General features: G+C 39.9%; 24 protein-coding genes and 1 pseudogene. 22 read left to right on the top strand and 3 right to left on the bottom strand.

Going from position 1 to position 21,894, the window contains the following annotated elements; genetic code table 11:
- Window positions 1-16 precede the first annotated feature (16 nt).
- On the top strand, window positions 17-1,198 hold the full coding sequence (thiI, locus tag LJE09_RS11735) for a tRNA uracil 4-sulfurtransferase ThiI (RefSeq protein WP_055052522.1): 1,182 nt from the start codon (window positions 17-19) through the stop codon (window positions 1,196-1,198).
- Between the two features lie 115 nt (window positions 1,199-1,313).
- Here thiI and LJE09_RS11730 read toward each other — a convergent pair whose 3' ends face one another.
- Window positions 1,314-1,550 carry an HPr family phosphocarrier protein gene (locus LJE09_RS11730; RefSeq protein ID WP_008707401.1) on the bottom strand — a complete coding sequence of 79 codons (237 nt, stop codon included), beginning with the start codon at window positions 1,548-1,550 and terminating at the stop codon, window positions 1,314-1,316.
- A 317-nt stretch (window positions 1,551-1,867) separates the two neighbouring features.
- Here LJE09_RS11730 and mtaB point away from each other — a divergent pair, with 317 nt between their 5' ends.
- The 9 genes from mtaB to LJE09_RS11685 all read left to right on the top strand — a co-directional run bounded on the left by mtaB (window position 1,868) and on the right by LJE09_RS11685 (window position 9,102).
- Window positions 1,868-3,199: a tRNA (N(6)-L-threonylcarbamoyladenosine(37)-C(2))-methylthiotransferase MtaB gene (gene mtaB, locus LJE09_RS11725; RefSeq protein WP_055058743.1), complete on the top strand. Its 1,332-nt coding sequence runs from the start codon at window positions 1,868-1,870 to the stop codon at window positions 3,197-3,199.
- Window positions 3,200-3,513: 314 nt separating this feature from the next.
- Window positions 3,514-3,786 carry an IreB family regulatory phosphoprotein gene (locus tag LJE09_RS11720; RefSeq protein WP_020994102.1) on the top strand — a complete coding sequence of 91 codons (273 nt, stop codon included), beginning with the start codon at window positions 3,514-3,516 and terminating at the stop codon, window positions 3,784-3,786.
- Window position 3,787: 1 nt separating this feature from the next.
- The gene (gene ruvX, locus LJE09_RS11715) at window positions 3,788-4,210 is read left to right on the top strand and encodes a Holliday junction resolvase RuvX (protein ID WP_022381220.1); all 423 of its coding nucleotides are present in this window, start codon (window positions 3,788-3,790) and stop codon (window positions 4,208-4,210) included.
- Between the two features lie 12 nt (window positions 4,211-4,222).
- Window positions 4,223-4,480, top strand: a complete 258-nt coding sequence (locus LJE09_RS11710) for a DUF1292 domain-containing protein (protein WP_008707416.1) — start codon at window positions 4,223-4,225, stop codon at window positions 4,478-4,480.
- 163 nt (window positions 4,481-4,643) lie between these two features.
- Window positions 4,644-6,392, top strand: a complete 1,749-nt coding sequence (locus tag LJE09_RS11705) for a ribonuclease J (protein ID WP_008707417.1) — start codon at window positions 4,644-4,646, stop codon at window positions 6,390-6,392.
- A 1-nt stretch (window position 6,393) separates the two neighbouring features.
- On the top strand, window positions 6,394-6,738 hold the full coding sequence (locus tag LJE09_RS11700; RefSeq protein ID WP_008707418.1) for a YlbF family regulator: 345 nt from the start codon (window positions 6,394-6,396) through the stop codon (window positions 6,736-6,738).
- A gap of 89 nt (window positions 6,739-6,827) precedes the next feature.
- On the top strand, window positions 6,828-7,232 hold the full coding sequence (locus LJE09_RS11695) for an endolytic transglycosylase MltG (protein WP_008707419.1): 405 nt from the start codon (window positions 6,828-6,830) through the stop codon (window positions 7,230-7,232).
- Window positions 7,229-7,873 carry an O-methyltransferase gene (locus LJE09_RS11690; protein WP_008707426.1) on the top strand — a complete coding sequence of 215 codons (645 nt, stop codon included), beginning with the start codon at window positions 7,229-7,231 and terminating at the stop codon, window positions 7,871-7,873. Before LJE09_RS11695 ends, LJE09_RS11690 begins: the two co-directional genes overlap by 4 nt.
- Before the next feature lie 5 nt (window positions 7,874-7,878).
- A complete protein-coding gene (locus tag LJE09_RS11685; protein WP_173701181.1) occupies window positions 7,879-9,102 on the top strand; it encodes a peptidase U32 family protein in 1,224 nt (407 codons plus the stop codon).
- A gap of 38 nt (window positions 9,103-9,140) precedes the next feature.
- On the opposite strand, the gene sigK is transcribed toward LJE09_RS11685, so the two are convergent.
- Window positions 9,141-9,770, bottom strand: a complete 630-nt coding sequence (sigK, locus tag LJE09_RS11680; protein ID WP_008707431.1) for an RNA polymerase sporulation sigma factor SigK — start codon at window positions 9,768-9,770, stop codon at window positions 9,141-9,143.
- 172 nt (window positions 9,771-9,942) lie between these two features.
- Here sigK and LJE09_RS11675 point away from each other — a divergent pair, with 172 nt between their 5' ends.
- The 7 genes from LJE09_RS11675 (at window position 9,943) to LJE09_RS11645 (ending at window position 16,416) form a co-directional block, all read left to right on the top strand.
- Window positions 9,943-10,083: a hypothetical protein gene (locus tag LJE09_RS11675; protein WP_161276387.1), complete on the top strand. Its 141-nt coding sequence runs from the start codon at window positions 9,943-9,945 to the stop codon at window positions 10,081-10,083.
- Between the two features lie 10 nt (window positions 10,084-10,093).
- The gene (locus LJE09_RS11670; protein WP_008707434.1) at window positions 10,094-10,759 is read left to right on the top strand and encodes an HD domain-containing protein; all 666 of its coding nucleotides are present in this window, start codon (window positions 10,094-10,096) and stop codon (window positions 10,757-10,759) included.
- A 249-nt stretch (window positions 10,760-11,008) separates the two neighbouring features.
- Window positions 11,009-11,989: a tRNA dihydrouridine synthase gene (locus LJE09_RS11665; RefSeq protein WP_227311355.1), complete on the top strand. Its 981-nt coding sequence runs from the start codon at window positions 11,009-11,011 to the stop codon at window positions 11,987-11,989.
- 101 nt (window positions 11,990-12,090) lie between these two features.
- Window positions 12,091-13,191, top strand: a complete 1,101-nt coding sequence (locus LJE09_RS11660) for a YibE/F family protein (RefSeq protein WP_118329983.1) — start codon at window positions 12,091-12,093, stop codon at window positions 13,189-13,191.
- The gene (locus LJE09_RS11655; protein WP_120062808.1) at window positions 13,188-13,961 is read left to right on the top strand and encodes a YibE/F family protein; all 774 of its coding nucleotides are present in this window, start codon (window positions 13,188-13,190) and stop codon (window positions 13,959-13,961) included. Before LJE09_RS11660 ends, LJE09_RS11655 begins: the two co-directional genes overlap by 4 nt.
- 464 nt (window positions 13,962-14,425) lie before the next feature.
- On the top strand, window positions 14,426-14,713 hold the full coding sequence (locus LJE09_RS19205) for a hypothetical protein (protein WP_008707439.1): 288 nt from the start codon (window positions 14,426-14,428) through the stop codon (window positions 14,711-14,713).
- Window positions 14,714-15,093: 380 nt separating this feature from the next.
- Window positions 15,094-16,416, top strand: a complete 1,323-nt coding sequence (locus LJE09_RS11645) for an ATP-binding protein (protein ID WP_227311354.1) — start codon at window positions 15,094-15,096, stop codon at window positions 16,414-16,416.
- A gap of 440 nt (window positions 16,417-16,856) precedes the next feature.
- On the opposite strand, the gene LJE09_RS19200 is transcribed toward LJE09_RS11645, so the two are convergent.
- A complete protein-coding gene (locus LJE09_RS19200; protein ID WP_226825017.1) occupies window positions 16,857-17,066 on the bottom strand; it encodes a MerR family transcriptional regulator in 210 nt (69 codons plus the stop codon).
- A gap of 161 nt (window positions 17,067-17,227) precedes the next feature.
- Between LJE09_RS19200 and LJE09_RS11635 the strand changes: the two genes are divergently transcribed.
- The 5 genes and pseudogenes from LJE09_RS11635 to LJE09_RS11615 all read left to right on the top strand — a co-directional run bounded on the left by LJE09_RS11635 (window position 17,228) and on the right by LJE09_RS11615 (window position 21,652).
- On the top strand, window positions 17,228-18,481 hold the full coding sequence (locus LJE09_RS11635) for an ATP-binding protein (protein WP_008707443.1): 1,254 nt from the start codon (window positions 17,228-17,230) through the stop codon (window positions 18,479-18,481).
- A gap of 136 nt (window positions 18,482-18,617) precedes the next feature.
- Window positions 18,618-18,983 (top strand): hypothetical protein, encoded by a 366-nt coding sequence (locus LJE09_RS11630; RefSeq protein WP_227296124.1) that lies wholly within the window; start codon window positions 18,618-18,620, stop codon window positions 18,981-18,983.
- Between the two features lie 271 nt (window positions 18,984-19,254).
- Entirely contained in the window at window positions 19,255-19,902 is a 648-nt protein-coding gene (locus tag LJE09_RS11625) for a GNAT family N-acetyltransferase (RefSeq protein WP_008707445.1), read from the top strand.
- A gap of 106 nt (window positions 19,903-20,008) precedes the next feature.
- Window positions 20,009-20,197, top strand: a pseudogene (locus LJE09_RS11620) (PDDEXK nuclease domain-containing protein); the annotation flags it as partial.
- Window positions 20,198-20,266: 69 nt separating this feature from the next.
- Window positions 20,267-21,652 (top strand): MATE family efflux transporter, encoded by a 1,386-nt coding sequence (locus tag LJE09_RS11615; RefSeq protein WP_008707449.1) that lies wholly within the window; start codon window positions 20,267-20,269, stop codon window positions 21,650-21,652.
- Window positions 21,653-21,894: the final 242 nt, after the last annotated feature.

The raw sequence follows: 21,894 nt of genomic DNA, 5'->3' as shown, positions 1-21,894 counted from the left end.
AGAGAAGGAGAAACAAATGATATTCCACGCATTTTTAATAAAATACGCAGAAATCGCCATCAAGGGCAAGAACAGATACATCTTCGAAGATGCCCTTGTAAAGCAGATGAACATCGCCCTTTCCAAAGTAGAAGGTGAGTTTGAAGTAAAGAAAGAACAGGGAAGAATCTATGTATTCTGCCCGGAGCAGTATGACTATGATGAAACTGTAGAAGCCTTGCAGCATGTATTCGGTATTGTTGGAATCTGCCCTGTAGTGATCTACGAAGATCAGGGATTCGAGCAGATGGCAAAGGACGTAGTTTCCTACATGAAGAACTGCCATCCGAACTACGACGGAAGTTTCAAAGTATATACAAGAAGAGCAAAGAAATCTTATCCGATCACATCCATGGAAGTTAGTGCAGAACTCGGCGGTCGTATCCTGGATGAGTTTCCGGATGCAAGCGTAGATGTACATGAACCGGACCTGACTCTTTCCGTAGAAATCCGAGACAAGATCTATGTATATTCCCAGACCATCAAAGGCGCAGGCGGAATGCCAATCGGCACAAACGGAAAAGCCATGCTTCTTCTTTCAGGCGGCATCGACAGCCCGGTAGCAGGATACATGATCGCAAAACGTGGCGTTAAAATTGACGCTGTATATTTCCACGCTCCGCCATACACCAGCGAGAGAGCAAAACAGAAAGTTGTAGATCTGGCAAAACAGGTAGCAAAATACAGTGGACCAATCCGCCTTCATGTAGTGAACTTCACAGATATCCAGCTCTATATTTACGATCAGTGTCCGCACGATGAGCTGACTATCATTATGCGTCGTTACATGATGCGTATTGCAGAGCATTTTGCAAAAGAAAGCAGATGTCTCGGTCTGATCACTGGAGAAAGCATCGGTCAGGTTGCCAGCCAGACCCTGCAGAGCCTTGCAGCAACAAACGAAGTCTGCACACTCCCTGTATACCGTCCGGTTATCGGATTCGACAAACAGGAAATCGTAGAAAGATCCTGGGAAATCGGAACCTATGAAACATCCATTCAGCCATTCGAAGACTGTTGTACTATTTTCGTGGCAAAACATCCGGTTACCAAACCAAACCTGAACGTGATCCACCGTTCTGAAACAAAACTGGAAGAAAAAATTGACGAACTCATGAAGACAGCGCTGGAGACTGTTGAGATTATTGAGATTGATTAATATCGATTACAAACATTCGGAATCTGCTGACGCTGCTTCCTTATGTTTGAACTTGAAACTCTGGTATACAAAAAAAGAGGAACTGGTAAACAGTTCCTCAATGACTGCGAAAAAATTATTCTGTAACGTATTTGCCTACGATTGCCATAACGGTATCAAGAGCAGCGCCATCAGCGTGGATGTTTAAATCGATTGGTTTGGATAAATCAAGGCTGAAAATACCCATGATAGATTTTGCGTCGATTACATATCTTCCGGATACTAAATCGAAATCGCAGTCGAATTTGCTGATTTCATTAACGAACGCTTTCACTTTATCGATAGAGTTCAGTGAAATTTTAACTGTTTTCATTATGAGAACCTCCCTTAATAATAGTTATTTGCTGACCTGATTGTCTGTCAGCTTACAATTTTCATCTTAACGGCAGAGACCATAAAAGTCAAGGTGAAAACGGATAAAATTTCCAGAAAGATTTAGTGAAAATGTAGAACAGTGCTAAAATATCAGACTGTTTTGTAGAAAATGAACAATAACTAGAGCGAAAACAAAATCTATTCTGTAAGCATATAAGTTTTCGAAATGTCAGCATGTATACAAAGTCCAGACTACAGAAAATGAGTATGCAGGTATAGAATTATAAAAACAGAAAAATCAATTAGGAGGAAAGAATGGGAAAAAAAGTTGCACTTCACAACTTAGGATGTAAAGTAAACGCCTATGAAGTAGAAGCCATGCAGCAGCTTCTGGAAGAAGCGGGCTACGAGATCGTACCTTTTGAACCGGGGGCTGATGTATATTTAATTAATACCTGTACAGTAACCAACATTGCAGACCGTAAATCCAGACAGATGCTGCACAAAGCAAAGAAAATGAACCCGGATGCTATCGTGATCGCAGCCGGATGTTATGTACAGACAGATGAAGGGAAACTGGATAAAGATGAGGCTGTAGACCTGATCCTTGGAAACAATCAGAAGGGAAATATTGTCCAGGTACTCGAGGAATATGAGCAACAGCACACCAAACAGAAACATGTGCTCAAGATCAACCAGACAAAAGAATATGAAGAACTGGCAATTGATCATACAGCAGAGCATGTACGCGCATATATCAAAGTTCAGGACGGCTGTAATCAATTCTGTACTTACTGTATCATTCCTTATGCAAGAGGTCGTGTCAGAAGCCGTAAGATCGCGCATGTAATGGATGAGGTTCATGCACTTGCAGCAAAAGGATACAAGGAAGTCGTTCTGACAGGAATTCATTTAAGCTCTTATGGTGTAGATTTCCCGGCAGAAGAGAAAGAAACACTGCTTTCCCTGATCCGGGCAGTACATGAGGTAGAAGGAATCGAACGAATCCGTCTGGGCTCCCTGGAACCGGGAATCATCACAGAAGAATTTGTGCAGAGCATTGCCGCATTGCCGAAAATGTGTCCGCATTTCCATCTGTCCCTGCAGAGCGGATGTGATACCACACTGGAGCGAATGAATCGCAGATACAGAAGCGCAGAATATGCAGAGAAATGCGGGCTTCTGAGAAAATATCTGGGAAATCCTGCACTTACCACAGATGTGATCGTTGGTTTTCCGATGGAAACAGAAGAAGATTTTCAGGATTCCTATGATTTCGTAGAGAGTATTCATTTTTATGAAACTCATATTTTCAAATATTCCCGCCGCCATGGAACAAAGGCTGCAGCCATGTCCGGACAGCTCACTGAAGCACAGAAAGCGGTCAGAAGTGACAAGATGCTTGCTTTAAATGAACAGCATGCGAAAGAATATGAGAAATCCATGCTCGGCGGTAAACTGAAAGTACTTCTTGAGGAAGAAGTAGAGATTAACGGAGAGCAGTGGTATATCGGCCACAGTATGGAATATATTAAAACAGCAGTGAAAAAACAGGACAACTACAGTGTGAATGACATCATTACTGTAAAAGCTGAAGAATTCCTGGAAGAACATACATTAACAGGTGAGGTTCTGGGAGTAGAATAGTTACAGTTCACACACCACTATCCCGCGAGGTGTTTTGGCATGAATATGCCAAAATCCCGAGACATACAAGCCAAAATTCCATTGCCGCAGGCAATCTGGAATGAATTTTGGCTATGTTACTGAGAACGGAGTGAACAGTAACGTGTGTGAACAGTAACGAATAATCATCAATAAATTTGCGGTTGCACAATACGTGAAATTATATTAAAATATAGAAGAAAATATGTGTATTGTATACGAAATTTGCAATACGTAGCAAAGCAGAATTACTAAGAAGGCTTTGCGACAATAAATCAGGTAAGGACGTGAATAAAATGGCAGAGAACAATCTGGGTAATACCCAATATTTCAGAACAAAACCAGACCAGGAGCTTCAGGTAAAAGAAGTTCTGGATCTCGTTTACACAGCAATGGATGAGAAAGGATACAATCCGGTCAATCAGATTGTTGGATATATTATGTCCGGAGATCCTACTTATATTACCAGTCACAAGGGCGCAAGAAGCATGATCATGAAGGTAGAGCGCGACGAACTGGTAGAGGAACTTTTAAACGAGTATATTAAGAACAAATCCTGGGAACGCTGATATGAGGATTCTGGGATTAGATTATGGATCAAAAACAGTCGGTGCAGCCATTAGTGATCCGCTGGGGATCACCGCTCAGGGTGTAGAGACGATCTGGCGTAAACAGGAGAACCACCTGCGCCAGACACTTGCCCGTATTGAAGAACTTGTTTCGGAATATCACGTGGAGAAGATCGTGCTTGGATATCCGAAGAACATGAACAATACGATTGGAGAACGTGCCCAAAAATCACTGGAATTTAAAGAAATGCTGGAGAGACGTACAGGTCTTGAAGTGATCATGTGGGACGAGCGTCTGACAACAGTAGAAGCCAATCGTACTTTAATGGAAGCCAGTGTGCGCAGAGAGAACCGCAAGCAGTATCTGGATCAGCTGGCTGCTGTTTTTATTTTGCAGGGATATCTGGATTCCCTGTCCTGTTAGGAGATTAATAAGATGGAGAAAATTAAATTTCAGCTTGAGGACGGAACAGAAGCGGAGTTTTATGTAGAGGAGCAGACCAGGATCGGAGGAGTTGCATATCTTCTGGTATCTGATTCTCAGGATGATGAGGCGACAGCCTATATTTTTAAAGACGTGTCAGAGGATGACAGTCAGGAAGCCTGCTATGAAATGGTCGAGGACGAGGATGAGATGCAGGCTGTTTTTAAAGTATTTGAACAAATGTTAGATGACGTAGACCTTGAAATGTAGCATGGAGGTGTAGTACTTGAGTAACGAAAATAACAACCAGTTTAATAATGAAGCGCGTGAAAATCATGACGGACAGTTCGGACATGGTCAGAAGAGGCCATACAACAGACCGAAGAATTATAAATATAAACCACAGCACAGAAACTCTTATGGAAGAAAACCAATGCAGGACCGCAAGGCTCCGGCAGATAAAGAGAAGAACGGAATACAGGTACCATTTAAGGCTGCGATAAAGAATTCTTCCCGCAGACCGAAGAAACCAACATCTAAATTAAAGATCATTCCTCTGGGTGGTCTGGAACAGATTGGAATGAATATCACAGCATTTGAATATGAAGACAGCATTGTTGTGGTAGACTGCGGTCTTGCTTTCCCGGAAGATGATATGCTCGGAATTGACCTTGTCATTCCGGATGTCACCTATTTAAAAGAGAATATTTCCAAAGTAAAAGGCTTTGTGATCACTCATGGACATGAGGACCATATCGGTGCGCTGCCGTATGTACTCAAAGATGTAAATGTCCCTGTTTATTCCACGAAGCTGACCATTGCCCTTATTGCAAATAAGCTGAAAGAGCATAATATGACCAATACTACCAAGTTAAAGGAAGTAAGGCATGGACAGGTCATTAATCTTGGTGATTTTTCAATTGAATTTATCAAGACAAACCATAGTATCCAGGATGCATCTGCACTTGCAATCTATTCTCCGGCAGGCATCGTAGTGCATACCGGCGACTTTAAAGTAGATTATACTCCTGTATTCGGAGATGCCATTGATCTGCAGCGTTTTGCAGAGATTGGAAGAAAGGGAGTACTGGCACTGATGTGTGACAGTACTAATGCAGAGAGAACCGGATTTACCATGTCTGAACGTTCTGTGGGACATGTGTTTGATAATCTTTTCAATGAATATAAGACAAACAGAATCATTATTGCCACTTTTGCATCCAATGTAGACCGCGTACAGCAGATCATTAACACAGCTTATCGTTTCGGACGCAAGGTTGCAGTAGAGGGCCGCAGTATGGTAAATGTTATCACAACTGCAGCAGAGCTTGGATACCTTCGCATTCCGGATCAGACTCTGATTGAGATCGATCAGGTTAAGAATTACCCGGATGAACAGGTAGTGCTAATCACAACAGGAAGCCAGGGTGAATCCATGGCAGCTCTTTCCCGTATGGCTGCAAACATCCATAAGAAAATAGTGATCAAACCGAATGATACTATTATTTTCAGTTCCAATCCGATTCCGGGAAATGAGAAAGCGGTATCCAAGGTTATCAATGAGCTTTCCATGAAGGGTGCGAAGGTTATTTTCCAGGATGTCCATGTTTCCGGACATGCCTGCCAGGAAGAAATCAAGCTGATCTATTCTCTGGTAAAACCGAAATATGCAATCCCTGTTCATGGTGAATACAGACATCTGACCGCACAGAAAAATGTAGTTGAGGAACTTGGAATCCCCAAAGAGAATATCTTTGTCCTTGCATCCGGAAATATTCTGGAGCTTGACAGCCAGAGTGCACAAGTAACAGGCACTGTACACACAGGAGCAATCCTGGTAGACGGACTTGGTGTAGGAGATGTAGGAAATATCGTTCTTCGTGACCGTCAGCATCTTGCAGAAGATGGAATTATGATCGTTGTGGTTACGTTGGAACGCCACAGCAATGTGATTCTTGCAGGACCGGATATTGTTTCCAGAGGCTTCGTATATGTGAGGGAATCTGAGGATTTGATGGATGGTGCAAGAGAAGTGGTAGAGAATGCACTGGATTCCTGTCTGGAACGTAATATTACGGACTGGGGCAAGATTAAGACAGTTGTGAAGGATGCGCTCAGTGAATTTTTATGGAAACGTACCAAGAGAAGTCCTATGATCCTGCCTATTATCATGGAGGCATAAAATGGAACCAAATACAATAGAGGAAAGTATTAAAGGGCTTCTGGAGGCTATAAAGGAGAGCCCTGAATATCTGGAATTTCAGAAGCAGAGTGATATCCTGAAAAAGAAGCCCGAACTGAAGGCACGTGTGGATACATTCAGGGCAGATAATTATAAAGTCCAGAATGAATGTGATTCCGATAATCTGTCTGAAGTTGTAGAGCAGATGGGAAAAGAATCCGCAGAGCTTCGCAGACACCCGGAAGTGAATGCGTATCTGGATGCGGAGCTTGCTTTGTGCAAAATGATGCAGAGAATCTGTATAAAACTGGGAGAAGGTATTGATATAGATGTCCCGGGAATGTGATCAGATAAACTGTAAAACAGTTATCCTGCTGTGAGCAGATAACTGAGCGGATGACTTTATCCGCCTGACATACAGAAAGGAAATAGCTTATGAGTGATACCAGGGAACGTGCAGGTGCAGCAGGTGTTGTTGTTGCAGGAACGTTTTTTAAGATCGTACTTTATATATGTGTGATAGTTTTACTTTTCTGGGTAGGAAAGGCTTCTTATCAGTTTGGACATGATGTCTTTAATCAGCAGGCCATGAGTCCCGGAGAAGGACAGGAAGTTACAGTGGTGATCAAGGAAGATACTTCCTTGTACAAGATTGCCAAAACTCTTCAGAAAAAAGGTCTGGTCAAGAGTGCAACGGTATTTTATGTTCAGGAGAGACTGTCCACTTATCATGGAAAGCTTCAGGCCGGAACGTATCTGTTAAGTACAGCATATACACCTAATCGTATCATGGGAATTCTGGCAGGTGATGATGAACAGGAAGGGGTAAGTGATTCGTGATAGTTGACGAGCGGATGCGTACCTATATTAATTCACTGGATATGGGAAATACACCGTTTCTTGAAGAATTGGAGCAGTATGCCATCAGGGAACGGGTGCCGATCATCCGGAGAGAAATGCAGAGCTTTATAAAAATGTTTCTGGCTGTAAACCGGCCGAAGCGTATTCTGGAGGTGGGGACAGCCATTGGCTTCTCCACACTTCTTATGTGTGAATATGGTCCGGAGGATCTTGAAATCGTAACGATCGAGAATTATGAGAAGAGAATCCCAATCGCAAAAGAGAATTTCAGGAGAGCCGGACGGGAAGCGCAGATTACTCTGCTTGAGGGAGACGCAGGACAGATATTAAAAGAACTGGAAGATTCATTTGACATGATTTTTATGGATGCTGCAAAGGGACAGTATATCAACTGGCTTCCGGATGTGATGCGTCTTATGAAAAATGGCGGTGTTCTCATCTCTGACAATGTGCTTCAGGAGGGAGATATCATAGAGTCCCATTATCTGGTAGAGCGCAGAAACAGAACCATATATAAGAGAATGCGTGAGTATCTGTATGAACTGAAACATAATCCATCCCTGATAACTTCGATCATTCCCCTGGGAGACGGAGTTACAGTCAGTGTGAAACAGGAGTGAACAATATGAGAAAAATAGAATTGCTGGTTCCGGCTAGCAGTCTTGAGGTGTTGAAGATTGCTGTTATTTTCGGAGCAGATGCAGTATATATCGGTGGAGAAGCCTTTGGACTTCGTGCCAAAGCAAAGAACTTTTCCCATGAAGATATGAAGGAAGGAATCGCTTTTGCCCATGAACATGGAGTGAAAGTTTATGTGACTGTAAATATTCTGGCCCATAATTATGATCTGCCGGGTGTGAGGGAATATCTGACAGAACTGAAAGAACTGAAGCCGGATGCACTGATCATTGCAGACCCGGGAATCTATATGTATGCAAAGGAAATATGCCCGGAAATCGAACGCCATATCAGTACACAGGCAAACAATACTAACTATGAGACATATCGTTTCTGGTACAATCTGGGAGCAAAGCGTGTGGTAACAGCCAGAGAGCTTTCGCTTGCAGAGATTAAAGAGATCAGAGAGCATATTCCGGAGGATATGGAGATTGAAACATTCATCCATGGTGCTATGTGCATTTCTTATTCCGGAAGATGTCTGCTCAGTAATTATCTGGCAGGACGTGATGCCAACCAGGGAGCCTGTACCCATCCCTGCCGCTGGAAATATTCAATTGTTGAGGAGAAACGTCCGGGAGAATATATGCCGGTATTTGAAAATGAAAGAGGAACCTATATCTTTAATTCCAAGGATCTCTGCATGATCGAGCATATGGACGATATCATTAACAGCGGAATCGACAGTCTGAAGATAGAAGGCCGTATGAAAACCGCTCTTTATGTTGCAACAGTTGCCAGAACTTACCGCAAGGCAATAGACGACTATATGGAGAGCCCTGAGAAATATCAGGCAAATATGCCATGGTACCAGGAACAGATTTCCAACTGTACCTACAGACAGTTTACAACCGGATTCTTCTATGGAAAACCGGATGAGAATACACAGATTTATGATAATAATACTTATCAGAAGGAATATACGTATCTGGGATTTGCTGAGGCAGTGGATGAACGGGGTTATGCGCAGATCACTCAGAGAAATAAATTCTCTGTAGGTGAGACAATTGAAATTATGAAACCGGACGGACAGAATGTAGCTGTCACTGTGAAGGGAATTTATGATGAGGAAGGCAATTCCATGGAGAGTGCGCCTCATGCACAGCAGAAGCTGTTTATCAATCTGGGAACCGAAATCCAGGTTTACGATCTGTTAAGAAGAGCAGAGTGATTAATAAACGCAGCCAACGTTAAATTTGTTGGCTGCGTTTACTGCGTTTGCGGGAAAAGGCCTCGAAGCTTTTGCAGAGCAGTTTTTTCGATCCTGGAGACATAAGAGCGGCTGATACACAGTTTTCGGGCAATTTCCCGCTGAGTTTCTTCCTCCATGCCAAAGAGCCCATATCTGCAGCAGATCACCTGATATTCCTTATCTGACAGGACTTTTTTCAGAGAGCGTAGAAGATAGTCGGTATTTTCGCGGATATAGCAGTCTTCTACAATATCTACAGGTGCACTCTCGATCACATCTAACAGATTAATCTCATTTCCTTCTTTATCTGTTCCTATGGGTTCATATAGGGACACTTCTTTTGAATGCTTTTTCTTAGCACGAAAATACATCAGCAGTTCATTTTCTATACATCTGGCAGCATAGGTGGATAACCGGGAAGCCTTCTGGGGATTAAAGGTTGTGACAGCCTTGATCAGTCCAATGGTTCCAATAGAGATCAGATCATCTGTATCCTCACCGGTTCCCTGATATTTTTTGACCACATGTGCTACCAGCCGGAGATTATGCTCGATCAGGATATTCTTTGCCTGAGAATCACCCTCCTGATATTTTTGAAGATAATATTTTTCCTGGGATATGGACAAAGGTTTTTGAAAGGCCTTCAAATCGCTACCTCGAAGGGGATTTCTATATAGTTTATGTCCGGGACAGGGTGTTGGTGCTTTTCCAGAAAATTTTGAGCCTTTTTACAATTATTTTACCTGTTCTGTACAATTGTGTGATGGCAGAGTGTCTTTTCCTCTGCTATGCTTAATAAAGCTGGTGATGAACAAGGATATGATTTTCGATGCTGATGGACAGGCTGCGCAGACCGAATTGAAAGATCAGAGAAAAGGAGCAGTCAGATATATGATAAAAACCTATGTAATAGATACAAATGTACTGATTCAGGCACCGTATGCAATAAAAAGGCTTTGAGCCAAAGGGAGTGAAATATTTGAAATACAAGGAAATAGCAAATAACAAAGAAATTAATGCATATCTGCAGAAAGGAAATGCAAATCTGGGACAGCTGGGTTTTACAGATCATTCAAAGGCACACTGCGTACAGGTTGCACATCAGGCTGGAAAGATACTGAAACGGCTGGGATATTCAGAACATGAAATTGAACTTGCAAAGATTGCCGGCTATATGCATGATATTGGAAATGCCATTAACAGAACCCATCATGCAGAATATGGTGCACTGCTTGCAAATGATTTACTGAAAGAAACAGATATGTCTCTGGAAGACAGGATAACTGTAATAGCAGCCATCGGTAATCATGACGAATCAACAGGAAGCCCTGAGGATGTGGTTTCAGCGGCACTTATTATTGCAGATAAAACAGATGTAAGAAGAAGCCGTGTGCGCCAGAAAGAACAATCCGCTTACGATATCCATGACAGGGTAAATTATGCAGTTACAGACGCCAAGCTGAAAATCGCTGAAGACAAATCTGTCATTGCACTGAACCTACAGATTGATGAAAAAATCTGTTCCATGTATGATTATTTTGAGATTTTCCTTGAGCGTATGATGCTTTGCAGGAAAGCTGCGGAAATACTTGGAACAACTTTTAAACTGACAGTAAATGGCCGAAAGGTTTTGTAGAATTGCTATAATAAAAAGAATAGAGAAATTTATTGGAAGAGATGCTTGAAAAAAAGGTATCTCTTTTTTGGATTGCTATAGTTGATTTTGCAGCGGATGTTTCAAATCTGCATTGAGAAATCAGAATGATTACAGTATAATGAATGAAGAATTTAACCGAACAAACTGCGGAGCAGTTATTCGGTGCAGAGCTACGCAGCGAAGCGGATGATTTTATCCGCCTGAATACAAATACAACAGGAGAGATACATGAAAATATATTTAGCCCCCCTTGAGGGAATCACAGGATATACATACAGAAGGGCACTGTACCAGTGCTTTGGAGGTTTTGATAAATATTTTATTCCTTTTATCCTTCCAAACCAGAAAGGACATCTCAGCACCAGAGAAAAGAAAGACATTATGCCTGAGAATAATGAGGGAATGTATGCAGTTCCCCAGATTCTCACAAAGAATGCAGAGGATTTTATCCAGACAGCGGAAACTCTGCAAGAATATGGATATAAAGAAGTAAATCTGAATCTTGGCTGTCCGTCAAAGACTGTTGTAACGAAGGGCAGAGGTGCAGGATTTCTGGACAGACCGGATGAGCTGGATAAATTTCTGGATGAGATTTTCAGTAAATGTGATATGAAGATTTCCATCAAGACCCGTCTGGGTATGGATGATCCGGAAGAATTTGAAGATCTGCTGACGATTTATAATAAATATCCACTGGAAGAGTTAATTGTTCACGCAAGAGTGCAGAAAGACTATTACAAAAATACGCCACGTCTGGAAACATTTGGGGAGGCGGTGGAGCGGGCCAAGAGCCCGGTTTGCTATAACGGAGATATCGTCACAGCAGAGGACTGTACCAGATTACAGGAAATGTTTCCGACTCTGGACTGCATTATGGCAGGCAGAGGAACACTGAAGAATCCTGCACTTGCCAGAGAGATCCGTGGCGGTGCACCTGCGTCAAAGGAAGAAATCCGCAGATTTCATGATATGATGTACAATGAATATTGTGAAGACCTGTCCGGAGACAGAAATATCCTGTTCCGTATGAAAGAACTATGGTCTTATCTGGCACCTATGTTTACAAACAATAAAAAATATGCCAAAAAGATTAAGAAGGCTGAGAAATGTGTGGTATATGAAAATGCAGTCAGAGAATTATTTGGCTGTGAACAGTTAATTGGAGAAGTGGAAAATGCGGATATGGAAAAAAATACTGGATTATTATAACAGCTGAAAGATATAGAACTCACAGTATTTCGATAAAAAGTAACTGATTAGTATCTTTAAGGCTGCAATATTTTTTATTAAGAAGGAGAAAAAAGAATCCTATGAAATCTCATGTATTTCAGATGAAATATTTCTTAGCAGGCATCTATATTATCTGTGTTATATTTACCTGCTTTAACGCCAGGTTTTATCATACGCCTCTGGCGAAGATATCTTCAGTAACAGAAAAGGAAACAATGAGCAGAAAAGGAACCAGGGATGCCGAAGAGTATTATTATACTCAGAAAATTACAGCGCGTATATTAAACGGTACCCATAAAGGGGAAGAGATTTCTATTTCTAATGAATATACATCGTCTCAGGTTCAGAATCAGAAATATCACAAAGGAGACACGGTCCTTTTAAGCGGTTCAAGGGAAAATCCAGGGAAATCCATACGTTCCATAAAGCGTGATGGTTATCTGGCATTGCTGGCAGGTGGTCTGTTTTTTCTTCTGATCTGTATTACAGGAAAACAGGGATTCTATACGATCATATCGCTGATATTGAACACAATTATATTCGCGTTTGGATTTCAGGCTTTTATGAAAGGGGAAAATATCTTAAATATCTGCAATGTAATTGCTTTTCTTTTTTCGATAACAACTCTGATCTGTCTGAATGGAATCCACAGAAAAACATGGGCTTCTGTTATTTCAACCATATGCGTACTGTTTCTGATCATGGCATTATTTGAATTTTCTATTCAGTTTTTTGGAGATCTGGATTATTCTAATCTGGAATATCTGGGGAGTATGAGTAATTCCGCTGATATATTCTGGACAGATATTATGCTGACAGGACTTGGAGCTATCATGGATGTAGCTGTAACTATTAGTGCTGCAACAGGGGAAATTGTCCGGAAAAATCCAGATGTTTCTCTGAGAAAATTAATACATTCAGGACGGGAAATCGGATATGACATTATGGGAACCATGATAAATGTGCTGCTTTTTGTCCTGGCAAGCGGCATGATTCCTATGTTTATCCTGAAAATGAACAATGAGATCAGGTTTATAACGATCATACGATATCATATTCCATATGATATCTGTCGTTTTCTGATTGAAAGTATAGGAATTGTACTGGCAATCCCTGTATCTGTTTTTATTTCTTCTATTATCATGAAACTACCATCTCTGAAAAGGAGCGACAAAAAATGATAATTTTTCTTGCACTGGTATTGATTATTTTAATGATTCTGATTGGTGGGGAGCGCGGAGCAGTTTCTCTTATGACACTGGCCGGTAATATTGTAATTCTGTTTATTTCGATTCTTCTGATGTCCATTGGTTTCCCGGCTCTGCTTCTGATATTGGCTGCAGGGGCAGGAGTCTGCTATAATTCCCTGTTCTACCAGAATGGAAACAATCCAAAGACACGGGCGGCTTTTCTGGCTACCTTGCTTGTAATGCTGCTTTTATTTATTCCGATTTATCTTATTATATGGAGATCAGGAAGCTATGGACTGAATGAGCTTCAGCTTTCAGAAGATGATTTTATGTATTATTACAGTATGGATATCCATATTAATATGCTTCATGTGGCAGTTTTTGTAACTGTTTTCAGTACTCTTGGAGCGGTTATTGATACTGCTTTATCTGTAACTTCTTCTGTATATGAAGTCTGGACACATAAAAACAGCCTGACAGCGAAAGAACTTATTTCTTCCGGCTATCAGGTTGGAAAAGAAATTATAGGAACAACTGTAAATACGCTGCTTTTTGCTTATCTTGGAGGCTCTATTCTGTTATTTGCCTATGTTCAGACACAGCAATATAACCTGGAAATTATTCTCAATTCCAAATTTCTTTTTCAGGATGTTGCAATCATGCTGTCTGGGGCGATTGCCTGCCTTTTTACAGTACCGGTATCAATCAGATGTGTGATTCGCCAGATTCATCATGCTGCAACTGAAACAGATCACAGCTGATCGGATTTGTTTTCACAGTCTTTGCAGATTCCATGAAGCATATCTCCGCTGCACTGCAGACGGAATCCATGATTCCGGAACAGATGCTCTTTTAATTCATCCATAAAATTACAGTCAAGATGTACAACCTTGCCGCATCTGATATATTTCAGATGCAGGTGGTCTGTACATTTTTTTTTCTTCTCCTGCGAACTGAAACATTGCTTTGTCAGAATTCAGATCTGGGTATTTAATTACAACGTGTTCCGCGCAAAGCTTATCCAGATAGCGGTAGACAGTTGTTGAGTGCTATTTTGATAAACGCAAACAGTTTGCACTTATATTAAATGGATCAGATCGCCCACTAAAAAGATTTTCAGGCACATCGGGGTGTGCAGAAAGGACTTTATTATGAAAAAAATTATTTACCATAACAGCACTTGCAGCGGCAACAGCTCTCAGCTTTGGAGCACTGAATCTTGCATATGCAGCAGAAACAGAGAATGCTTCTTCTGACAAAAAAACTGAACGTTATGGCCAGCTTTTATCCTATGTATGATTTTGCAGTAAAAGTAGGCGGTGATTGTCTCATGCTTATCTGGCAGCATTTTGGTAAAAAAGAAGTTTACTACATTATATCGGCCGGTCTGGGTGAGGATATTATTGAAAGATCACTTGGTGATATGGATGGTTTTGTAGAACATCTGGAAGAATACAGGATCGCAGGAAAGAATTACCGGACTCATATAAGCTTATGGGATACTCTTGAATGAAACAACGCTATCTTTTTGCGTTCCGACAAAAGTGCCGTTGTGGCAGATTGCAGCAAGATTTGAATCATATTCATCAGTGATTTCAGAATTTTTCATTATTAAATACATATATTTATAATTAAGAGCGTTACAATGCCGGTACCTTGAGAACATTGGAGGCTGCAATTATGAGGGCTTTTGATAGAAAAAAGTCTTTTAATATATCCTGATCAATGATATAATATTCTAAAATGTTGACAAATGGACATTTTTACTTTCTAAAATGTTGACATACAGATATTTTTGCTTTCTAAAATGTTGACAATAAAAGAAAAATAGTAATTAAAAATGTTACAAAGTTGTTCTTGATAAAAATATTGTTTGGTAACAGGAGGTGTTTTATGTTAAAAAGAAAAGTGACGCATTACATAAAAAAATGGGTAGATTCAAAAAACAAAAAATGTCTTGTAATTCAGGGAGCCAGACAAACAGGAAAAACATATATAGTTGAAAGATTTGCAGAAGAGAACTATGAAGAAATTGTTGAAATTAATTTTAAACAGATACCTTCTGCGATGGATATTTTTTCCGGTGATCTAACAGTAGATAATATGGTTATGGCTATGCGGTTTCGTTTTCCTGAAAAGAAGATTATTCCAGGAAAGACTATGATTTTTCTGGATGAGATCCAGGAGTGTCAGGAAGCAATAACTTCTCTTAAGTTTTGGGCATTAGATAATAGATTTGATGTTATTGCATCAGGATCACTTTTAGGAATTGATTATAAACGTGCTTCTTCTTACCCTGTTGGGTATGTTGATTATCTGAAAATGTATGGAATAGATTTTGAGGAGTTTCTTTGGGGAATGGGAATCTCTGAGGATATGATAATGAATCTCTGTGGATATCTTGGTTCAAAAGCTGCTATTCCAGAGGCAATTCATTCTCAGATGATGAAATATTTTAGGCAGTATGTCGCTATAGGGGGTATGCCGGAAGCAGTTCAGAAGTATATAGATACAAAAGACTTCAGGGAGGTTGACCGGATTCAGAGAAGTCTGTTACAGGGATATCAGTATGATATAGCCCATTATGCTACAGCTGAAGAAAAAGTAAAAGCGGAGAAGTGCTACCTTTCTCTTGCGAAACAGTTATTGGATAAAGAGAATCATAAATTTCAATATAAAGAAGTTGAGCATGGAGGCAGGGCACAGAAGTATTTTTCTAGTATCGAGTGGTTACTTCGTGCAGATATGTTGTATTTGTGTAAACTTGTAACAGATATAAGATTTGATCTGGATGATTATGCAAGAGATGATTTTTTCAGAGCTTATACAACGGACTTGTCTCTGTTGATGGCGATGAAAGATTTTTCCTTGAAGCAGCATATTATAGAAAATACCTTAGAAGGAAATTCCAAAGGAGGAATATTTGAATGTGCTGTAGCAGATGCTCTTTATAAGAAGGGATATCAGTTATATTTCTATAAAAATGAGACAACGAAAAAAGAAATTGATGTAATCATTCAAAAAGATGGAAAAGTAGTTCCTATTGAGGTCAAGAGTGGAAATACACGTGCAAATTCACTAAAGTCGATCATGAAAAATAATAAAGATATAAGCTATGAATATAAATTCATAGATGGGAATGTAGGAACCAGCGAAGAGGGAATAATCACATTACCGCTCTATATGATCGCTTTCTTTGATAAAGTATCAGAATAACTGTAGACAAAAACGGAACAGACCCAGACCGAAAAAGCTCTTGCATTGATAGATACTTTTGCAACTGGAGATATCGATACTGCTAAAGAATTGCTTGCAGGAGATTATATTCAGCACAACTTTGCCTACGGTACTGGAAGAATTAAAGTTCAAGTGAATCTTCTGCATTTACCCACATCTGTAAATTTCCATCAAAATATAACAGTTATTAAATGAGTAAATCAGAATATTGTTTTCTTTGACTTGACTATATCGATAGCGAGGAATGCTTCTTGCCATATAGTTTTTGTATATTTTCTGGAAGCTTGTCAGGTAACATGGCATTTATAGCATCTTATCATCTTTCATTGCTGTTTCATAATACCAGCATTTGGATTTTAAAAGGGAGAGAGTTTTTTTGAAGTTCTTGGATTTCAGTTTCAACGGCTGATTTTCGGGCTTCAAATAATTCTTTTCTTTTTTTCATAGCTGGAGTTGCCTTCAGATACCCAGATAAAAAATTGCTTTATATCTTTGATCCCAAGCCCTGATTTCTTCAGGCATTCAATAATACGAAGCACTTCCAATTCATTATCGCTGAAATAATGGATGTTTCCCTTACGTTCCGGATTAGGGAAAAAGCCTACAATGGCCTGCAATGGAAGGATCACAAACGCTAAGGCAGCTAAGGCGACTTATATTTGTATTAGTACATTACATAAAAATATGCATATACACATAAAATAGGAATGAATATTGAAACGTATCTTGTTTTATGATAGAATATCATTACTAAAAAAAGTGCAGATGCACAGAAACGGGGAGAGTGATGATGGAGATTAAAAGAGACGCTTACCTGCAGCAGTTGATTGAGCGAAAAGATAATGGAATGATAAAGGTAATCACCGGCATTCGTAGATGCGGAAAATCCTTTTTGCTGTTTACCATCTTTAAGAGATATTTACTGGAGAATGGCATTGGCTCTGATCATATTATTGAAATTGCATTGGACGGTATAGAGAATGAGGAATTAAGAGATCCCAAGATGTGTTTTAAGTATATCAAGGATGCTGTGAAAGATGATGGGAAGTATTATCTTCTTCTGGATGAAGTACAGTTCATGCCCCGATTTGAGGAAGTTCTGAACAGTTTGCTACGCATGAGCAACATTGATGTGTATGTCACCGGAAGTAATTCCAGGTTCCTGTCCAGTGACATTGTGACCGAGTTCCGTGGCAGAGGTGATGAAATCAGAATCTATCCTCTCTCCTTTGCTGAGTTTTATTCTGTCTATGACGGTGATTATGATGATGCCTGGGATGACTACATGATCTACGGAGGATTGCCGCAGGTTGTTGGTTTCCAGAGTGAACGACAGAAAGCAGACTATCTGAAGAACATTTTTGCTAATGTTTATCTGAAGGATGTTATAGAAAGAAATAAAATTCAAAATGTGGATGAAATTGGTATTCTGGTTGATGTGCTTGCATCTGCAATCGGCGCACCGACCAACCCTTCAAAGATTGCGAATACCTTTGCCAGTCAGCGTCAGATGACTTATACCAATAAAACTATCTCAAACCATATTGACTATTTGGCAGATGCGTTTTTGATTTCCAAGGCAAGCCGTTACGACATTAAGGGACGAAAATATATCGGTGCAAATCTGAAATACTATTTCACTGATCTGGGACTGAGAAATGCTCGCTTGAATTTTAGACAGCAGGAGCCTACTCATATCATGGAGAACATTGTTTATAACGAGCTGCTGATCCGTGGCTACAATGTTGACGTGGGCGTTGTGCAGATCTTTGATAAAGATAAAGAGGGTAAGCGTATCCGTAAGCAGTTGGAAGTTGACTTTGTGGTTAACCAAGGTAATCAGAGGTACTATATTCAGGTTGCATATGACATGACTTCGGAAGAAAAGCAGACTCAGGAGTTCAACTCTTTGCGTAATATTCCAGACTCTTTCAAAAAGATGGTCATTGTAAATGGCAGCAAGAAACCTTGGAGAAATGACGAGGGATTTGTCATCATGGGAATGAAGTATTTCCTTTTGAATGCAGATAGTTTAGAGTTCTGACATTGGTTATAGATAAGAAAAGAATCTTTAAAATGCTGAAAAATTGAGAGTTGGAGTAAAGCTTATGGAAAACAAACTTCAAGTTTTATTGATTAGGAAATTGAGGAGTTATGCATTTTGTAAAGAGGGTCTGTAAATGAAAACGTGTTGTTTAGTATGGGAAATTCCTGTAATAGAGGGAGAACATTATAATCCAATTATAAATGTCATTTATATGCAAAAAGCAAAGAAATTTTTGAATCAACTAAATCGATATTTTCAGGATGAGAATATGGATTGGAAGTGTGTTTTAGACCGTTCAGCATGTACTTATAATGAGATTTTTTCCAGTGAAAATCAAGCAGTTATTTTTGTTCCGGAAGCTAAAACAAGACAATGGTTATATAAAAAAGAAATTCAGGCTGTAAGTATTCCAAAATATTATTTGGATTTTGCAGAATATAATGAAGGAAAGTTGGATAAAATAGCAATTTTCTTTATGAACTTAAAAAATAATGTATAATAGATTTCCTTGTTATGGAGTAATGATATGTTTTAGAGGCAGAAAAAATCACAGGGAAAAGAAACTGAAGTAAAAAGCCGATGTGAGACTTTGGGAATCCTGCATCGGCTTTACTGATCTTACAGAGGTTTTGAAAATTTGATTTTTACTGGTTTATCAGGACTTGTCCTTCAAGATATCGGTCAGGAAACAGGATGTTACCTTTTGTAGATAAAACGATTTTGGTCAGATTGAGAACTCTTTGTTTTTCTGATATAATTGAGAAAAACATATGGAAAGAACGAGAGCGTTGGAATGGAAACAGGATAAGAAATATCTTGACTATATCGATAGCGAGAAATGCTTCTTGTCCGAAAGGCAAGAAGGTGAGGAGAAAGCAATAATGAAAAATCTTAGATTAAAAAAAGTATCTATAAAAGATCTTGACCAGATCAGGGCACTGTACTGGAGACTTTTGGACAGCTCTCCGAAATATGGTCAGATTCTGCAGTGGAAAAAGAATATATATCCAAATGATGACGATTGGAATTCTTATATTGTAAAAGGTGAAATGTACTTGATTTTGAAGGATACGGATGTGATTGGTGCAGTAGCGGTGACGAATGCGCAGTCAAAAGAATATAGAAAGATTCACTGGAAAGTTAAGGCTGATGATCAGGATGCAGCGGTGGTTCATCTGTTGATGATTTTACCTGAATATCAGGGAGATGGAGCGGCAACAGTAGCACTTGATGAAATCATCAAGCTGGCTGCAGACAAAAAGAAAAAGGCAGTGCGGCTGGACGCGATCGGAACTAATGTGCCAGCACAGAAATTGTATGAAAAATACGGCTTTGTTAATTGCGGAACAGCACAGGAGTACTATGAAAGTACCGGAGAAACAGAATTCGTATTTTACGAATATGTACTGGTGGAGTAGCAGTTACATATGAAATGAAAAGTATTTACTAATCGGAAATTGTCGAACTGACACATTAGAAAGGATTATATATGAGTGAGTTGATTAAGGCTGATAATGAATATAAGAAGCTGATAATCCTACATTGGGACTTTTGATTTGTAAAGATATGGATAAAGTAGAAACCCAGTATGCATTAGAATCTACTAGCCAGCCACTCGGTATTTCCGGTTATGAATTATCAAAACTTATACCAGAAGAGTTCAGAGGTAGTATGCCTACCATTGAAGAAATTGAAGTTGAATTAAATGAATAACTTCCAGACAAACATTTTTCAACAGAGTATTGTATAATTTGGATGAAGTAATTTTTATGAGGTGATTTTATGTGTGAAAATGAAAAAAAGAAATATCATTCCATTGAGATGACCACAGGATCTCTCTGGAAAAATATACTTCTCTTCAGCCTTCCTCTTATGGGATCACAGGTACTGGAGGTTCTTTTTAACTTAAGCGATGTTGCCGTTGTTGGACGGTTTGCAGATTATATGGCACTAGGTGCCGTCGGCTCCACAACTTTGCTGGTTACTCTGTTTACCGGAATCCTTATCGGAATGGGTGCCGGTGTCAATGTCCGCGTAGCTCACGAACTGGGTGCCGGTAATAAAAAAGGCACAGAAGAAACAATCCATACTTCTCTTCTTTTGTGCGCAATCACAGGCCTGCTCGTCTGCGCCATCTGTCTTCTGTTTTCCGGGCGGATGCTGTCCATGATGAACACGAAGCCGGAACTTATTGATCAGGCTATTTTATATATGAAGATCTATTCCCTGGGAATGCCTGCAATGGCCATATACAATTTCGGAAACGGCGTATTAAGTGCCATAGGCGATACGAAACGACCATTGATCTACCTTTCCATCGCAGGTGTGGTCAACGTTCTTCTGAATCTGTTTTTTGTTATTGTCTGTCATATGGCAGCCGCAGGCGTTGCAACAGCCAGCGCAATTTCTCTGTATATCTCTGCTTCTCTGGTGATGATCCATCTCCTCAGAAGAACCGATGATTGCAAAGTATCTCTGCGTAAGATCTGCCTGCACCCCAAGGCCTGCAAAGCAGTTCTCATGCTTGGTATCCCTACAGGTCTTCAGAACGGAATCTTTGCTATTGCAAACCTGTTTGTGCAGACTGGTGTCAACTCTTTTGATGCAGTGATGGTTTCCGGAAATGCAGCTGCCGCAAATGCTGACTCCCTGATCTATAATGTCATGTTTTCTTTTTATACTGCATGTGCAAGCTTTATCGGTCAGAACTGGGGTGCCGGTAATAAAAAACGAATGCTGAAATCTTATAGAGTCAGCCTTACATATGCCTTCATTTTCGGTGCAATCCTGGGTGGACTACTCCTTGTGTTTGGCCCACAGTTTCTTTCTCTGTTCGCTACGGAACCAACAGTTATTGATGCTGGTATGCAGAGGATTCGTATTATGGCATTCAGCTATGCATTCAGCTGTTTTATGGACGGCAGTATCGCCGCATCCCGAGGTATCGGAAAAAGTATTCCGCCTACCATTATCGTTATCCTGGGCTCCTGCGTATTTCGTATTGTCTGGATTTATACAGTATTTGCACATTTCCAGACGATTTCATCACTGTATCTTTTGTATATCTTCTCATGGGGAATTACAGGACTTGCAGAAACTCTGTTTTTTGTTGTAAGTTTTAACATAATATATAGCAAGAATTCTCCTTCCTCTATAGAAGGCCACTGAAAAAGTCCTTTTTTCGTATAAATCAACACAAAATAAAGTACATCAGTCAATATTAAGGCACTATATATAGTATGCAAAAACAGTTTTTCAGTGGCGTCCTATAGGTGGGAGATGAATTGCAAAAAAACAGAAAAGAACACTTGTTCTGCAACGCGATTCATGGTATAATAGAATCAGTCGATAAGGTAAAAGATCAAAAAAGGACTGTTTTTATGGAAAAAATAGATCACAATGCACATTCA

Source organism: Blautia sp. DFI.3.45, from assembly GCF_020593505.1.
GTDB lineage: Bacteria > Bacillota > Clostridia > Lachnospirales > Lachnospiraceae > Blautia_A > Blautia_A wexlerae.
This window is presented reverse-complemented; position numbering and strand designations above follow the sequence as displayed.

What these genes read in the sequence shown, in the direction of transcription:
- thiI (WP_055052522.1), top strand. Translation starts at nt 17, where the DNA reads ATGATATTCCACGCATTTTTAATAAAATACGCAGAAATCGCCATCAAG.
- LJE09_RS11730 (WP_008707401.1), bottom strand. Translation starts at nt 1,550, where the DNA reads ATGAAAACAGTTAAAATTTCACTGAACTCTATCGATAAAGTGAAAGCG.
- mtaB (WP_055058743.1), top strand. Translation starts at nt 1,868, where the DNA reads ATGGGAAAAAAAGTTGCACTTCACAACTTAGGATGTAAAGTAAACGCC.
- LJE09_RS11720 (WP_020994102.1), top strand. Translation starts at nt 3,514, where the DNA reads ATGGCAGAGAACAATCTGGGTAATACCCAATATTTCAGAACAAAACCA.
- ruvX (WP_022381220.1), top strand. Translation starts at nt 3,788, where the DNA reads ATGAGGATTCTGGGATTAGATTATGGATCAAAAACAGTCGGTGCAGCC.
- LJE09_RS11710 (WP_008707416.1), top strand. Translation starts at nt 4,223, where the DNA reads ATGGAGAAAATTAAATTTCAGCTTGAGGACGGAACAGAAGCGGAGTTT.
- LJE09_RS11705 (WP_008707417.1), top strand. Translation starts at nt 4,644, where the DNA reads ATGCAGGACCGCAAGGCTCCGGCAGATAAAGAGAAGAACGGAATACAG.
- LJE09_RS11700 (WP_008707418.1), top strand. Translation starts at nt 6,394, where the DNA reads ATGGAACCAAATACAATAGAGGAAAGTATTAAAGGGCTTCTGGAGGCT.
- LJE09_RS11695 (WP_008707419.1), top strand. Translation starts at nt 6,828, where the DNA reads ATGAGTGATACCAGGGAACGTGCAGGTGCAGCAGGTGTTGTTGTTGCA.
- LJE09_RS11685 (WP_173701181.1), top strand. Translation starts at nt 7,879, where the DNA reads ATGAGAAAAATAGAATTGCTGGTTCCGGCTAGCAGTCTTGAGGTGTTG.
- LJE09_RS11675 (WP_161276387.1), top strand. Translation starts at nt 9,943, where the DNA reads ATGATTTTCGATGCTGATGGACAGGCTGCGCAGACCGAATTGAAAGAT.
- LJE09_RS11665 (WP_227311355.1), top strand. Translation starts at nt 11,009, where the DNA reads ATGAAAATATATTTAGCCCCCCTTGAGGGAATCACAGGATATACATAC.
- LJE09_RS11660 (WP_118329983.1), top strand. Translation starts at nt 12,091, where the DNA reads ATGAAATCTCATGTATTTCAGATGAAATATTTCTTAGCAGGCATCTAT.
- LJE09_RS11655 (WP_120062808.1), top strand. Translation starts at nt 13,188, where the DNA reads ATGATAATTTTTCTTGCACTGGTATTGATTATTTTAATGATTCTGATT.
- LJE09_RS19205 (WP_008707439.1), top strand. Translation starts at nt 14,426, where the DNA reads ATGCAGCAGAAACAGAGAATGCTTCTTCTGACAAAAAAACTGAACGTT.
- LJE09_RS11645 (WP_227311354.1), top strand. Translation starts at nt 15,094, where the DNA reads ATGTTAAAAAGAAAAGTGACGCATTACATAAAAAAATGGGTAGATTCA.
- LJE09_RS11635 (WP_008707443.1), top strand. Translation starts at nt 17,228, where the DNA reads ATGGAGATTAAAAGAGACGCTTACCTGCAGCAGTTGATTGAGCGAAAA.
- LJE09_RS11630 (WP_227296124.1), top strand. Translation starts at nt 18,618, where the DNA reads ATGAAAACGTGTTGTTTAGTATGGGAAATTCCTGTAATAGAGGGAGAA.
- LJE09_RS11625 (WP_008707445.1), top strand. Translation starts at nt 19,255, where the DNA reads ATGGAAAGAACGAGAGCGTTGGAATGGAAACAGGATAAGAAATATCTT.
- LJE09_RS11615 (WP_008707449.1), top strand. Translation starts at nt 20,267, where the DNA reads ATGTGTGAAAATGAAAAAAAGAAATATCATTCCATTGAGATGACCACA.